Consider the following 13,931-nt stretch of genomic DNA (forward strand, 5'->3'; position numbering starts at 1 on the left):
GGAAGCATGGCAACGCGTATTGAATTTCACAAGCATGGTGGCCCTGAGGTACTCAACGCCGTGGAGTTTACCCCCGCCGCACCGGGTGAAAACGACGTTCAGGTTGAAAACAAAGCCATCGGCATTAATTACATCGACACCTATATTCGCGGTGGGCTCTATCCACCACCGTCTCTGCCAAGCGGGCTGGGAACCGAAGCGGCAGGTGTGGTGATTAAAGTGGGCAGCGCCGTTAAGCACCTTAAAGAAGGTGACCGCGTGGTTTATGCGCAATCGGCGCTGGGAGCCTACAGCTCCGTACACAACGTGCCGGCGGATAAAGCCGCCCTTTTACCTAATGCTATTTCGTTTGAACAAGCGGCGGCCTCTTTCCTGAAAGGGCTAACCGTTTACTATCTGCTGCGCAAAACTTACGAGATCAAACCCGACGAACAATTCCTGTTCCATGCCGCCGCCGGAGGTGTGGGCCTTATCGCCTGCCAGTGGGCAAAAGCGTTAGGTGCGAAACTTATCGGCACCGTAGGCAATGCGCAAAAAGCACAGCGCGCATTGAAGGCTGGCGCATGGCAGGTGATTAACTACCGTGAAGAGAGCATTGTTGAGCGGTTAAAAGAGATAACCAACGGCAAAAAAGTGCGCGTGGTGTATGACTCGGTGGGCAAAGACACCTGGGAAGCCTCGCTGGACTGCCTGCAACGCCGCGGCCTGATGGTGAGCTTTGGTAATTCGTCAGGTGCCGTGACCGGTGTTAACCTGGGTATTCTGAATCAGAAAGGCTCGCTGTATGTCACGCGCCCTTCTCTTCAGGGTTACATCACTAACCGGGAGGAGCTGGAGGAAGCCAGCAACGAGCTGTTTTCACTGATCGCCAGCGGGGTAATTAAAGTGGATGTGGCAGATGCGCAGAAATATCCGCTGGCTGATGCGCAGCGCGCGCATGAGGTGCTGGAGAGTCGGGTGACGCAGGGGTCGAGTCTGTTAATTCCCTGATCCCTGAAAAGAAATTGGGCTTCCTTTTCAGGAAGCCCTTTCTTTTTTTAGTTCGGCTGTATGTAGGGTACAGCTCGATGAATTCTTTAGCGGTAGCCATAGTGACAGAATAGATAACTAAATCCTATTCCGTTCTATGCAATGCAGCCGGAAAAGTTGCAGGTATGTGATGAACCCCTCAATACCTTAGTAACGAAAGCGGTTATTGCGCTGATAATTTTGGACTTTTGGTGATCTAATCGCCCGAATCACCCACACAACAGCAATTGCCAGCAGTAACCACGGTAACAGTTTGATCGTCAGGGCAAATAACCCACCAATAAACATGACGACCGTCGCCACCACCATCGCCGCCAGGATACCGAGCAACGATACGCCGGTCACCAGCAGCATGACAAAAAAGCCAATCACAAAAAGTAGTTCGAGCATGGTTCTCTCCCAGGTAATGCCCAATGATGCATTGAGCATTACAAGAAACATGCCAAACCTAACTCATTGTTATCAAAACAAAACGCCCCGCAACAATGTGCAGGGCGTGGTGAAATTAACTATCTTTTAGCGAAATTTATCGCTTATCGGCGACCAGACGCAGCGCGTGCTCCAGCACCTCGATGTCTGCACCGGCCTTATGCGCGTTCTCGCTGAGGTAACGACGCCACTGACGCGCCCCCGGGATCCCCTGGAACAGGCCAAGCATGTGGCGGGTAATGTGGCCAAGATAGGTGCCGTTGCTCAGCTCGCGTTCAATGTACGGATACATGGCTCGCACTACGGAGACCGGGTCAGTATCAGCACCTTCCACGCCAAAGATTTCACGGTCAACCGTCGCCAGGATGCCCGGGTTCTGGTACGCCTCACGGCCAACCATCACACCATCCATATGGTCAAGATGCACTTTGGCTTCTTCCAGCGATTTAATTCCGCCGTTAATCGACATCGTCAGCTGCGGGAAATCACGCTTCAGCTGATAGACGCGCGGGTAGTCCAGCGGTGGAATTTCGCGGTTCTCTTTCGGGCTGAGGCCTGATAGCCAGGCTTTACGTGCATGGATGATAAACATCTCGCACTCGCCTTTTCCGGCAACGGTATTGATGAATTCACACAGGAATTCGTAGCTGTCCTGATCGTCGATACCGATACGGGTTTTGACCGTTACAGGTATGGAGACCACATCACGCATCGCCTTGATGCAGTCTGCGACCAGCTGCGCATTACCCATCAGGCACGCGCCAAACATGCCATTCTGCACGCGATCGGACGGGCAGCCGACGTTGAGGTTAATCTCGTCGTAACCCCGCTCCTCAGCAAGCTTCGCGCACTGCGCCAGCGCTGCCGGATCGCTCCCGCCAAGCTGCAACGCAACCGGATGCTCTTCTTCGCTGTACGCCAGATAGTCGCCCTTTCCGTGAATGATCGCACCGGTTGTCACCATTTCGGTGTACAGCAATGTATGGCGGGAGAGCTGACGCAGGAAGTAGCGGCAGTGTCTGTCCGTCCAGTCGAGCATCGGCGCAATGGAGAAACGGTGTGCAGGAAAAACAGTCTGTGATTCTGACGACATGGCGAAGTTTTAAGCATCTGGTGGAAAAGGGGCGCTACTATAGCACAGGCTCAAAAAGGATACGATTCGACTTAATGTGATATCAAAAAATGATATCATTATTCTCAACCTGGCGGAGGATTAACATTGAATGGAATATACAAATGATGAAAACATTGAACGCCCGCCACCAAAAAACATTGCAGTTAATTTTCTCTTTACCAACACCTTGCTCTCTGGAATGGCGCAAAATTGAAGCACTTTTTATCGCGCTGGGTGCAAAATGTCTGAAGGTAACGGCTCAAGGGTGAGATTCGAAATTAATGGAGTTGTAGCTTCGTTTCATCGTCCTCATCCGGATAAAGAAGCGAAGGTTTACCAGGTTCGCGACGCAATGGCTTTTCTCATCGCAACAGGAGTATCTCCATGATTAACACCATGACTTATAAAGGCTATGCCGCAAAAATCGATTACAGTGATGAAGACCTGTGCTTCGTTGGGCATGTAGCAGGTATAAGAGATGTTATTGGTTTTCATGCAGATAATGTTTCTGGCCTCCGTACAGCCTTTGAAGAAGCCGTTGATGATTATCTTGCTTACTGCACAGAACAAGGTCGAGAGCCCCTGCGTCCGGCAAGCGGGAAAATCAGTTTACGAATAGCGCCGGAAATTCACTCTGCGATTAATATCGCAGCTGAAGTGTCAGGTAAAAGCGTTAACCAGTGGATCAGCGATACGCTCACTAAAGCGGCGCATGGATAAGTTAAAAGGCACCATTGCTGGTGCCTTTTTTCTTAGAATGCCAGAGTCAACTGTGCTCCCGCCCCCCAGGTTTCGTCTTCACCGTACAGGCCCATCAGGTCGACATGTACCGTGTTGAGCGGTGCGAACCCGACACCCGCCGTAAAGACGTTGCTGTCATTGTTCTTCACGTCTGCCCGGTAACCGGCGCGAACCGCCAGCCAGCTCAACGGAGTAACTTCTGCACCAACACCCACGTACTGAGAGTTCTCTTCACTTTTAAAGCCTTTGGTTTCCGTCAGGTCGCCATCCGCAGTCAGGGTCAGAAGATCGGTATGCCATGCTGCACCAGCGGTGACGACAGGGCTTATCTGGTAGGTATCGCGCACGCCATCCACCTCTTTGGTATCGATATCGCGCGAGAAGAGGTTATGCCCGGTCAGGCCGACCGTCCAGTTATCGCCAAAGTCAGCGGCAATACCCGCATCGACGTTAAACCCGGTGTCATCGTTACGGTAACGGCTGCTGTTGATGTCGTCGCTGTTGAAGTTGTAGATAGACACCGTGTAGTTATACAGCCAGGTTTGTTGCAGCTTCGGGGTGATCCCCACAGACACTGGCACACCGCTGATATCAAACTGACGCGCCACCGCCACGCCGTAGTCTGAAACAATTGCCGCACGGCCAAAACCTTTCGATTTCAGATCGTTCGGATCAACGCCAAACACAGCAGATGGTGCAGCTTCCACTGCCCGTAGTTTGTCGATATCGCCCTGATCGATGTAAGAACTCACGCGTGCACGCGCGTTGGCTTTTGCCACAAATGCCACCGAGAGCACATCATTAGGAATGCTTACAGCGATCCCACCACCCGCTTTACCGCTGGCAGTTTTTCCTTTCAGTGAATCCAGTTGATCGGCCAGGTCGCCTGCCGCAGAAGAAACTTCCCGCGATGCAGGACTAAGAGGATTTAACAGGTCGATAAGATTGATGCTATCCAGCGTGCTGCGATAACGGTTCACGTCATCGCTGATGTCATCAATCTTATCCCGCAGATTGTCTTTATCAGAAATCTGCGCGCCAATGGAGGGTAAAATAAGGGTGACGTCATCGTCAGGTTTCGCCTTTGCCAGCAATGCCGGGTTGATTAACACCCCGCTGCCATAGCTGCCTGCCGCTACGCCCGTGCCACCCATCGCGTCACTACGCGCTTCTGTCCAGGTATTGGCTGCTCCCGCCTGATTTGCCATAAACAAGGAGACAGCGATGCTAACCACCGAAAATTTAAAATGTTTCTTCACAGTATGCTCGTCTTATAGTCTGTTATGAAATAACCCCTGTCTGTTATCACCCAAACAGGAACGAACTATTGCTGTGAATAAGTACAAAAAGACCCGCTATTTCCCTAAGTTAAATCACCACCGGGCCTGTTGTATTTTGTGACGGCCTTCAATATTTATAGAAGAGGATATTATTTTCGCCCAGGTTTTCCATCGTGCGGGCCAAAAAACTGCGGCGGATGGTCTACCCACCGGTCTTCACGCGTGGCGGCATAAACCGGATTCAGTGGATAATAGATGCGGTTGTGCTTTTTGTTGGCCTCGCCAACGACCAGCAGCCGGACCTCTTCATCCGTATTGTTGATAAAGGTATGGCATACCCCGGTTCCGGCCGGAAACCCCACGCTATCACCCGGCTCCAGCTTCCACAGATAGCCATTTATCCAGGCTTCCGGATAGCCTTCCAGTACATAGATAAACTCCTCTTCGTCACTTTCCGCATGGGGATAAGACGTACGCCGCCCTGGCGGCAGGCGTTCGTGATGAATACCAATTCGCCCCAGGCCAAGTTTACGGGCCAGTGGTGCGCCAATGGAAAAACGCTCAGTGCTGTCGGGATAAGTAGAATCATCCGCGCCTTCCACATCGCGCCAGTGTCGAATACAGTCAGGTCTTTTCATTAGGTGTTTCCCCGAATTTCAATGCCTCAGGTATAGCACACCTGGCGGTTCTCGGTGTTTTTAACAGAACATGATAAAGTGAGGGTTTTCCATCCCATATACAGCCGAGGTGCTAAATGGATAAGTCCACAAAAGAGCTGCTGGCGCAAGCTGAAAAGCTCTGTGCGCAACGCAATGTGCGCCTGACCCCACAGCGCCTTGAAGTATTGCGTCTGATGAGCCTGCAACAGGGCGCCATCAGTGCGTATGATTTACTCGACCTGCTGCGCGCAAGCGAGCCGCAGGCCAAGCCGCCTACCGTCTATCGCGCGCTGGATTTCCTGCTGGAGCAGGGCTTTGTGCACAAGGTCGAATCAACAAACAGCTATGTGCTGTGCCATTTATTTGATCAGCCTACCCACACCTCGGCCATGTTTATCTGCGACCGCTGCGGCGTGGTGAAAGAAGAGTGTGCAGAAGGTGTTGAAGACATTATGCATACGCTGGCAGCCAAAATGGGCTTCGCCCTGCGCCATAATGTGATTGAAGCACACGGATTATGCTCTGCGTGCGTGGAGGTCGAATCATGCAGCCATCAGGATGCGTGCCAGCATGACCACTCCATTCTGGTAAAGAAAAAACCGCGCTAACGGCAAAAGATAAGGCGGCTCAGGGCCGCCCTCAGGGTGTACATCCTTGTACTTGCGGGTATTACCGGTCTACCAGCGATAGTCGTTACGCTTTTCCCAGTCGCCGACTTCTTTCTCCGCCTGATCTTTGGCGTAGCCATAGCGTTCCTGAATTTTACCGACAAGCTGATCGCGCTTTCCTTCGATGACCGTCATATCGTCATCTGTCAGCTTACCCCATTGCTCTTTCGCTTTACCTTTGAACTGTTTCCAGTTGCCGCTGATTTCGTCTTTATTCATCATCAGGTCCTCATCGTTAAAGAGTGAAAGGGCCGCCCAAAACCTTCATTTCATGCTGGACGTGATAACAATTTTAGTTGAGCATCTGGCACTCAGGAATTTATTCAGAATCTTTTACCATCAGGAGATGTCGTGACGAGATGAAAGCCAGGTATTATTTTTCCAGTGACGACGCCAGATAAACGCCAGCGAAAGGCCACGAAGAAGAAGAAAGACCGCGAGGGCCAGCCATAACCCATGATTCCCCAGATACGGCACCGTGAGCAGCGTTAAACCAAACCCACCCGCCGCGACCGCCATGCTGTTACGCATTTCCGCGCCACGCGTTGCGCCAATGAACATCCCGTCGAGTAAATAACACCAGACGCCCACAACCGGTAAGATCACCTGCCAGATGATGTAGTGGCTTGCCAGCTCACGCAGTGCAGGTAATGACGTGAGCAGCGCAACAATATACTCACCAAAGCAGGCGTAGATGAGTGCAAATGCCAGCGCCACCAGCCCAGCCTGACGACATGCAGCACGCCAGACATCATGTAATTGCCCGCTTTCGCGCGCGCCATACGCTTGCCCGGAATGGGCTTCTACCGCGTAGGCAAAGCCGTCGAGGGCATAGGCGGTAAAGGTCAGCAGCGTCATTAACACCGCGTTGACAGCAACGATTTCCGGGCCAAGCCGCGCGCCAAAGACCGTCAGTGTGCCAAAGCACAGTTGCAGCAAAAGCGAGCGCAGCATGATGTCGCGGTTAAGCGCCAGCAGCTTGCGGATATTGCCGCGCCAGGCAGCCTTCAGCAGTGCAGGTGTTATGCCCCGCATAACCAGAACACGCCAGACCATCCACAACCCGATAATCAGCGTGCCGTACTCGGCAATAGCCGTTGCCAGCGCCGCGCCCTGCACATTCATGTGCAACCCCATAACCAGCCAGAGGTCGAGCACTATGTTCAGGACGTTCCCGACAACCAGCAGGATAACGGGAGCACGGGCATACTGAACGCCCAGCAACCAGCCCAGCAGAACCAGATTCGCCAGAGATGCCGGTGCGCTTAGCCAGCGAATATCAAGGAAAAGCCGTGCCTGCTCCAGCACCGCTTCACTGCCACCTACAATGTGTAATGCCAGCTCAATCAGTGGTGTACGCAGCAGAACGATAAGTACACCCGCACCCAGCGCCAGAATTAACGGCTGTACCAGCGCACGCGCCAGACGCAGGGGATCTTTTGCGCCAAACGCCTGTGCCGTTAACCCGGTGGTGCTCATGCGTAAAAAAAGCAGCAGCATAAAGAGGAAGCTGGTTGCCGTTGCGCCAATCGCCACGCCACCCAGATACACCGGTGAATCCAGATGACCAATAACCGCCGTATCGACCAGCCCCAACAGCGGAACGGTGATATTGGAAAAAATCATCGGCAGTGCAAGACGCCACAATGCCTTATCGGAAGCAGTCAGCAGTGACATGAAAAATACCGGGAGTGGGAAATGAATCAGGCTACGGAGGCTCCGTAGCCTGTCAGGGGGAGATTACAGCCATTCTCCGTTGCGGATGACGCCAACCGCCAGACCTTCAATGGAGAAGTTATGTTCGCGAAGATCCACCACGATTGGAGAGAATTCGCTGTTTTCCGGCAGCAGTTGCACAGTATTGCCCTGTTTTTTCAGGCGCTTAACGGTAACTTCGTCATCAATACGCGCCACCACCACCTGGCCGTTGCGCACATCCTGAGTCTTATGAACCGCCAGCAGATCGCCATCGAGAATACCGATATCTTTCATGGACATGCCGCTAACGCGCAGCAGGAAATCTGCACTCGGTTTGAACATGCCAGGATCGACCTGATAGTGACCTTCAATATGCTGTTGTGCGAGCAAAGGTTCACCTGCCGCGACACGGCCAACCAGCGGAATGCCCGTCTCTTCTTCTACCAGCAGACGGATGCCGCGTGAAGCGCCAGAAACAATCTCAATCACGCCTTTACGCGCCAGCGCTTTAAGGTGTTCCTCGGCAGCATTTGGAGAACGGAAACCCAGACGCTGCGCGATTTCCGCACGCGTAGGTGGCATTCCTGTCTGGCCGATATGATCCCGGATGAGATCAAACACCTCTTGCTGCCTGGTCGTTAACGCTTTCATTCCGCCCCCTGGGTGTATATACAGTTATGCTGTGAGTATATACAGTCAAAGGTGATTTTGGAACCAAAAACTGCACAAAAAACCAGGGACTTAATTATTCCTCGAGGCTCATCGGAAATGCGACCAAAGCAGCGTGACCCAGGTGATAACCGCAGTGATAATCGCCAGCAACACGGCGGCAGACCCCATATCTTTTGCACGACCAGAGAGCTCATGGAAATCAGAGCCAATACGATCAACTACCGCCTCAATAGCGCTATTGAGAATTTCCACTATCATCACCAGAAGCACAGAACCAATAAGAAGAACGCGCGTTATGGCATCAACATCAAGGAAACAGGCAATGATTACCGCAACGATTGCGGCAACGCCTTCCTGACGAAAAGCGGCTTCATTGATCCACGCGGCACGGAAACCTTTCCATGAATAGCCGGCAGCTTTGATGATTCGGGTTAACCCAGTGGTATTATTGGCCATTAAAAGAACCTTTTATTAGAAATAGCGTCAGTAACTATAGACGCAGTGCGTTTACTGCCGCCTGAAGTATGACGGGTAACAACAGAAATTTTGCGCGCTTTCTGTTATCCTTGCGCCGCAATTGCATTATTAACCAGAGGCTTTACATCGTTTATGTCCGGCTGGCCACGAATTTACTACAAATTACTTAATTTACCATTAACCGTTCTGGTAAAAAGCAAGTCTATCCCAGCAGAACCCGCGCTGGAATTAGGGCTCGATACCTCTCGCCCTATTATGTATGTTTTGCCTTACAACTCGAAGGCAGACTTGCTCACGCTCCGCGCCCAGTGTCTGGCGCATGATTTACCCGATCCGCTTGAACCACTGGAGATCGACGGTACTCTGCTGCCGCGCTACGTGTTCATTCACGGCGGGCCGCGTGTGTTTACCTATTACACGCCAAAAGAAGAGTCCATCAAGCTGTTCCACGACTACCTCGATCTACACCGCAGCAATCCTGATTTGGATGTGCAGATGGTGCCGGTATCGGTGATGTTTGGTCGTCGCCCAGGTCGCGAAAAAGGGGAAGAAAACCCACCGCTGCGGATGCTCAACGGTATCCAGAAATTCTTCGCGGTGTCCTGGCTTGGTCGCGATAGCTTCGTGCGTTTCTCTCCTTCTGTGTCGCTGCGCCGTATGGCAGATGAACACGGTACGGATAAAATCATCGCGCAAAAACTGGCTCGCGTGGCACGTATGCACTTTGCGCGCCAGCGTCTTGCAGCCGTAGGGCCGCGCCTCCCGGCGCGTCAGGACCTGTTCAATAAATTGCTGGCGTCTAAAGCCATTGCCCGCGCCGTGGAAGACGAAGCGCGCAGCAAGAAGATTTCGCATGAGAAAGCACAGCAGAACGCCATCGCATTGATGGAAGAGATCGCCGCGAACTTCTCCTACGAGATGATTCGCCTGTCCGATCGTATTCTGAGCTTTACGTGGAACCGCCTCTATCAGGGGATCAACGTCCACAACGCCGAGCGCGTGCGCCAGCTGGCACATGACGGCCACGAAATTGTCTATGTGCCCTGCCACCGCAGCCACATGGACTACCTGCTGCTTTCCTACGTGCTTTATCATCAGGGTCTGGTGCCACCGCACATCGCGGCCGGTATTAACCTGAACTTCTGGCCAGCAGGGCCGATTTTCCGCCGCCTTGGTGCCTTCTTTATTCGTCGTACCTTCAAAGGTAATAAGCTCTATTCCACCGTATTCCGCGAATATCTGGGCGAGCTGTTCAGCCGTGGTTATTCCGTTGAGTATTTCGTGGAAGGTGGGCGTTCCCGTACTGGCCGCCTGCTTGATCCGAAAACCGGCACGCTGTCGATGACTATCCAGGCCATGTTGCGCGGCGGTACCCGCCCAATTACGCTGGTGCCGATATACATCGGTTACGAGCACGTGATGGAAGTGGGAACGTACGCCAAAGAGCTGCGCGGTGCGACTAAAGAGAAAGAGAGCCTGCCACAGATGCTGCGCGGTCTGAGCAAGCTGCGTAATCTGGGTCAGGGCTACGTGAACTTCGGCGAGCCAATGCCGCTGATGAACTACCTTAACCACCATGTCCCGGAATGGCGCGAGTCTATCGACCCTATCGAAGCGATACGCCCTGCATGGCTGACGCCAACGGTGAACGGCATTGCCGCCGAGCTGATGGTGCGTATTAACAACGCAGGTGCGGCCAACGCCATGAACCTGTGCTGTACTGCGCTGCTGGCATCGCGTCAGCGTTCACTGACCCGTGAACAGCTTACCGAGCAGCTCGATTGCTATCTGGACATTATGCGGAATGTTCCGTACTCAGTGGACTCGACGGCGCCTGCCGCAACCGCCAGCGAGCTTATCGATCATGCCTTGCAGATGAATAAGTTCGAAGTTGAGAAAGATACGATTGGCGACATCATCATTCTGCCGCGCGAGCAGGCGGTGCTGATGACTTACTATCGTAACAACATCGCGCATATGCTGATGCTGCCTTCGCTGATGGCCGCCATTATTACCCAGCATCGTCGTATTTCTCGTCAGGACCTGCTGCGTCATGTCGACGCGCTGTATCCGATGTTGAAAGCCGAGCTGTTCCTGCGCTGGAGTAAAACCGAGCTGGCAGCAGAGCTGGATAAATTGACCGAAGAGCTGCGTCGTCAGGGGCTTATCACCGTCAATAATGACGAGCTGCATATCAACCCATCTCGCTCCCGCACCCTGCAACTGCTGGCGGCTGGCGCGCGTGAAACCCTGCAACGCTATGCCATTACGTTCTGGTTGTTGAGTGCTAACCCATCCATCAACCGCGGCACGCTTGAGAAAGAGAGCCGCACGCTGGCACAGCGCCTGTCGGTACTGCACGGCATTAACGCGCCAGAATTCTTCGACAAGGCGGTATTCAGCTCTTTAGTGCTGACGCTGCGTGATGAAGGGTTTATCAGTGATACCGGCGATGCCGAGCCAGAAGAGACGCTGAAGGTTTACCAGATGCTGGCTGATCTGATTACGTCTGATGTGCGTTTAACGATTGAGAGCGCGACGCAGGACGAATGATGTAAATCGCGGCCTGATGCCCTCACCCCGGCCCTCTCCCACAGGGAGAGGGTGAAAATAAAAAAGCAGCCATCTGGCTGCTTTTTTATTATGAAAAATAACTCATCGCCAGCCCTAAAAACAGCACCAGGCCCACGTAGTTATTGTTCAGGAACGCTTTAAAGCAGGCTTCACGCTCGCGCTTCGCGATCAGCTTTTGCTGATATACAAACAGCATCCCGGCAACCAGCACTGACCAGTAAAATTCCCAGTTCAGCTCGTTCAGGCGACCAATCGCCACCATCAGCGCCAGCACCGCTACCTGCAAAATCCCGATAATCAGCTTGTCCTGGCGGCCAAACAGGATTGCCGTCGATTTGATCCCAATTTTCAGGTCATCGTCGCGGTCGACCATTGCATACTGGGTATCGTACGCCACGGCCCACAGGATATTAGCCAGGAACATCAGCCAACAGCTGAGCGGTACGGTTTCGCTGACCGCCGCAAACGCCATCGGAATCGACCAGCCAAACGCAGCACCCAGCACCACCTGCGGCAGATGGGTATAGCGCTTCATAAACGGATACACCCAGGCCAGCGCCAGTGCCGCGACAGAAAGCAGGATGGTCATGGTGTTGAGGGTTAACACCAGTAAAAAGGAGAGCACCACCAGCACGATAAACAACGTGCGCGCTTCTTTTTCCGTGACCTGACCGCTTGGTAGCGGGCGGTTGGCGGTACGTTTCACGTGGCCGTCGAATTTACGGTCCGCGTAGTCGTTTACCACGCAGCCTGCCGCACGCATCAGCCAGACTCCAGCGACAAACACCGCCAGGATCCACAGTGGCGGCAAACCGGGGGTCGCAACCCACAGCGCCCACAGGGTAGGCCACAGCAGCAGCAACGCGCCGATGGGTTTATCAGTACGCATTAAGCGGTGATAGGCCAGCAGCTTGTTCTGCTTCAGACTCCACTCCATTTTTTCTTCCTCTCAGTACAACGGCGATGCCGGTAAAAAAAGCTCCGTCAGCATTAACGGTTTACCGCTCAGGCGAAGGCGGGAACGGCGCCCCCACAGATCGGCATCGCGGCCAATCTCAATAAAATCACGGGTAAGTTCGGAGGAGGTGAAAAGATATCGCCCCAGCGGCGTTTTCCCCAGTTGTTGCAGCGCTAATTCCGGCCCGGACAAGGTGGATTCAGGCACAACCGTCCGCCCGGCAAGCCACGGCTCGCCATCTGCACAAAGTAAAATCTCACGTAACCAGTAGCGTTCTTCTTTTGGCAGCAGCGGCAACTCACTGGCAATCGCCTCAGGGGTGACAAACCCTTCCTGAATCAGCGTCACGGTGACCGTTTTGCCCTGTTGCTCAAAACGTTTAGTCATGGAATCTTCCAGCAGCAACCAGTCAAGCTGCTCCGGGTCAAGCGCAGGTATTTGGTCGAAATAGCGCAGCGCACGCAGTTGCGTTAGCGCAGGGTGTGACATGCCAGACTCTCCGATACATAACGTAATGGCATTGTATCGCAGAAAAACGGATTGAGGGCGGCCAAACGTTATTTAGCGATCACTATCGCAACAACAGCGCAACAGCGCGGGCGACACAAAAAAAAGTGCGCCCACTCAGGCGCACTAAAACTAACAAATCAGCACTGTGGGGAAACGGTTACCCCTTGCCTTTTACACTGCTGATAAAGGTGGAACGGGCAGTGGTTGAACCTAAACGCTCAGCTTCATCAAGCAGCTTCAGTGCTTTATCGACATCGCCTTTCTTAACAGCCTGCTTAATGGCGTTGTTAAAGTAAGATTCGGTATCGTTGAGCACCGGCTCGGATGGTTTTGCCGGAGCCTGAGATGCAGCGGCAACCGGTGCAGCTGCCGCAGCGGCTGGAGCAGCATAAACAGGTGCGGCGGTATTACCCACGGTCACAGGGCCGGTGCCGGAGGAGCCAAACAGTGGGCCAACCAGGACGCTGGATGCATTGTTTGTTGAAACTTTCAGCTTCAGCAGGCCATCGGTTACGTGGCGCGCCAACGGGTCCGGGATATCCGGTACCGAGTTACCTGTGCCTTTGGCATAGGCTTTAGCCGGGTCGATAAGCTTGGTGGTCTGCTGCAAGTCTTTCTCGGTGGTGAAGACCAGCACATAGATCTTCTGCTGACCCAGCGCAGGCGTCAGGCGCATTTTCCCTTCCAGGCGATCAGCGCTCATCACGCCAGGTTCCTGGTAGCCAAAGTACTCGCTTGGGAAGAAGGCAGATGGCGTCATATTCTGATCAAGGATCAGCACGTTAGGCGCAAATACGCTGGTTTGATTGCTCACTTCACTGGTCAGGGTCAGCGTCAGTTCACCGATATTTGCCGGTACGCTAAAGGCGGCAACCGGGCCAGTAATGCCGGGAACATTAAGCTGTTGGCCGCCCGCAGAGAGCTGCGTTGACTGGACTTTAGATTGATCAACCGGGGTCCAGGCGAGTTGCTGGAGCGCCGCCGCCGGAATTGCTGGCGCAGCACTGGTATTCTGAGGAACGAAATTCACATCTGCAAAGGTGATAGCCGGTACACTTGCCAGCAGCCCCGCAGAGAGGCACAGCGCGACGAGACTTTTCTTCATTTTCATTGTTATTACCT

General features: G+C 53.3%; 17 protein-coding genes. 6 read left to right on the forward strand and 11 right to left on the reverse strand.

From position 1 onward, the window contains the following. The first annotated feature begins 6 nt into the window (after positions 1 to 6). Positions 7 to 990 (forward strand): quinone oxidoreductase, encoded by a 984-nt coding sequence (locus ACS603_RS16115; RefSeq protein ID WP_182063297.1) that lies wholly within the window; start codon positions 7 to 9, stop codon positions 988 to 990. Between the two features lie 186 nt (positions 991 to 1,176). On the opposite strand, the gene pspG is transcribed toward ACS603_RS16115, so the two are convergent. Further along, positions 1,177 to 1,419, reverse strand: a complete 243-nt coding sequence (pspG, locus tag ACS603_RS16120) for an envelope stress response protein PspG (protein WP_182063296.1) — start codon at positions 1,417 to 1,419, stop codon at positions 1,177 to 1,179. Positions 1,420 to 1,555: 136 nt separating this feature from the next. Beyond that, a complete protein-coding gene (gene dusA / locus ACS603_RS16125) occupies positions 1,556 to 2,551 on the reverse strand; it encodes a tRNA dihydrouridine(20/20a) synthase DusA (protein ID WP_182063295.1) in 996 nt (331 codons plus the stop codon). 143 nt (positions 2,552 to 2,694) lie between these two features. Between dusA and ACS603_RS16130 the strand changes: the two genes are divergently transcribed. The 3 genes from ACS603_RS16130 to ACS603_RS16140 are packed head-to-tail and all read left to right on the forward strand — an operon-like array spanning position 2,695 to position 3,292. Continuing rightward, positions 2,695 to 2,841, forward strand: coding sequence for a hypothetical protein (locus ACS603_RS16130; RefSeq protein ID WP_474944570.1), 147 nt, complete (start codon positions 2,695 to 2,697; stop codon positions 2,839 to 2,841). Beyond that, a complete protein-coding gene (locus ACS603_RS16135; RefSeq protein WP_474944559.1) occupies positions 2,814 to 2,960 on the forward strand; it encodes a type II toxin-antitoxin system HicA family toxin in 147 nt (48 codons plus the stop codon). The genes ACS603_RS16130 and ACS603_RS16135 overlap by 28 nt, the downstream gene beginning before the upstream one ends. After that, positions 2,957 to 3,292, forward strand: a complete 336-nt coding sequence (locus ACS603_RS16140; protein WP_014068507.1) for a type II toxin-antitoxin system HicB family antitoxin — start codon at positions 2,957 to 2,959, stop codon at positions 3,290 to 3,292. The genes ACS603_RS16135 and ACS603_RS16140 overlap by 4 nt, the downstream gene beginning before the upstream one ends. Before the next feature lie 32 nt (positions 3,293 to 3,324). Here ACS603_RS16140 and ACS603_RS16145 read toward each other — a convergent pair whose 3' ends face one another. Both ACS603_RS16145 and ACS603_RS16150 read right to left on the reverse strand, forming a co-directional pair. Next, positions 3,325 to 4,572, reverse strand: a complete 1,248-nt coding sequence (locus tag ACS603_RS16145; protein WP_474944560.1) for a conjugal transfer protein TraF — start codon at positions 4,570 to 4,572, stop codon at positions 3,325 to 3,327. A 170-nt stretch (positions 4,573 to 4,742) separates the two neighbouring features. Further along, complete coding sequence (locus tag ACS603_RS16150) at positions 4,743 to 5,231, reverse strand: cupin domain-containing protein (RefSeq protein WP_166718264.1); 489 nt, start codon at positions 5,229 to 5,231, stop codon at positions 4,743 to 4,745. 116 nt (positions 5,232 to 5,347) lie between these two features. Here ACS603_RS16150 and zur point away from each other — a divergent pair, with 116 nt between their 5' ends. Continuing rightward, positions 5,348 to 5,860 carry a zinc uptake transcriptional repressor Zur gene (zur, locus tag ACS603_RS16155; RefSeq protein WP_182063293.1) on the forward strand — a complete coding sequence of 171 codons (513 nt, stop codon included), beginning with the start codon at positions 5,348 to 5,350 and terminating at the stop codon, positions 5,858 to 5,860. A 69-nt stretch (positions 5,861 to 5,929) separates the two neighbouring features. Here zur and ACS603_RS16160 read toward each other — a convergent pair whose 3' ends face one another. The 4 genes from ACS603_RS16160 to ACS603_RS16175 all read right to left on the reverse strand — a co-directional run bounded on the left by ACS603_RS16160 (position 5,930) and on the right by ACS603_RS16175 (position 8,746). Then, a complete protein-coding gene (locus tag ACS603_RS16160; RefSeq protein WP_028017939.1) occupies positions 5,930 to 6,139 on the reverse strand; it encodes a CsbD family protein in 210 nt (69 codons plus the stop codon). 120 nt (positions 6,140 to 6,259) lie between these two features. Next, positions 6,260 to 7,597 carry an MATE family efflux transporter DinF gene (gene dinF, locus ACS603_RS16165; RefSeq protein WP_474944561.1) on the reverse strand — a complete coding sequence of 446 codons (1,338 nt, stop codon included), beginning with the start codon at positions 7,595 to 7,597 and terminating at the stop codon, positions 6,260 to 6,262. A 63-nt stretch (positions 7,598 to 7,660) separates the two neighbouring features. Further along, positions 7,661 to 8,269, reverse strand: a complete 609-nt coding sequence (gene lexA, locus ACS603_RS16170; protein ID WP_182063291.1) for a transcriptional repressor LexA — start codon at positions 8,267 to 8,269, stop codon at positions 7,661 to 7,663. 108 nt (positions 8,270 to 8,377) lie between these two features. Further along, positions 8,378 to 8,746, reverse strand: coding sequence for a diacylglycerol kinase (locus ACS603_RS16175; RefSeq protein ID WP_014068500.1), 369 nt, complete (start codon positions 8,744 to 8,746; stop codon positions 8,378 to 8,380). Positions 8,747 to 8,899: 153 nt separating this feature from the next. On the opposite strand from ACS603_RS16175, the gene plsB reads away from it, so the two are divergent. Beyond that, complete coding sequence (plsB, locus tag ACS603_RS16180) at positions 8,900 to 11,320, forward strand: glycerol-3-phosphate 1-O-acyltransferase PlsB (RefSeq protein ID WP_182063290.1); 2,421 nt, start codon at positions 8,900 to 8,902, stop codon at positions 11,318 to 11,320. Between the two features lie 88 nt (positions 11,321 to 11,408). On the opposite strand, the gene ubiA is transcribed toward plsB, so the two are convergent. From ubiA to malM, 3 genes are all read right to left on the reverse strand, one after another. Continuing rightward, positions 11,409 to 12,278 carry a 4-hydroxybenzoate octaprenyltransferase gene (ubiA, locus tag ACS603_RS16185; protein WP_315687576.1) on the reverse strand — a complete coding sequence of 290 codons (870 nt, stop codon included), beginning with the start codon at positions 12,276 to 12,278 and terminating at the stop codon, positions 11,409 to 11,411. 12 nt (positions 12,279 to 12,290) lie between these two features. Continuing rightward, the gene (gene ubiC / locus ACS603_RS16190; protein ID WP_182063288.1) at positions 12,291 to 12,788 is read right to left on the reverse strand and encodes a chorismate lyase; all 498 of its coding nucleotides are present in this window, start codon (positions 12,786 to 12,788) and stop codon (positions 12,291 to 12,293) included. 178 nt (positions 12,789 to 12,966) lie between these two features. Next, on the reverse strand, positions 12,967 to 13,920 hold the full coding sequence (malM, locus tag ACS603_RS16195; RefSeq protein ID WP_182063287.1) for a maltose operon protein MalM: 954 nt from the start codon (positions 13,918 to 13,920) through the stop codon (positions 12,967 to 12,969). Positions 13,921 to 13,931: the final 11 nt, after the last annotated feature.

This window comes from Enterobacter sp. Li2LvB3, from assembly GCF_056156645.1.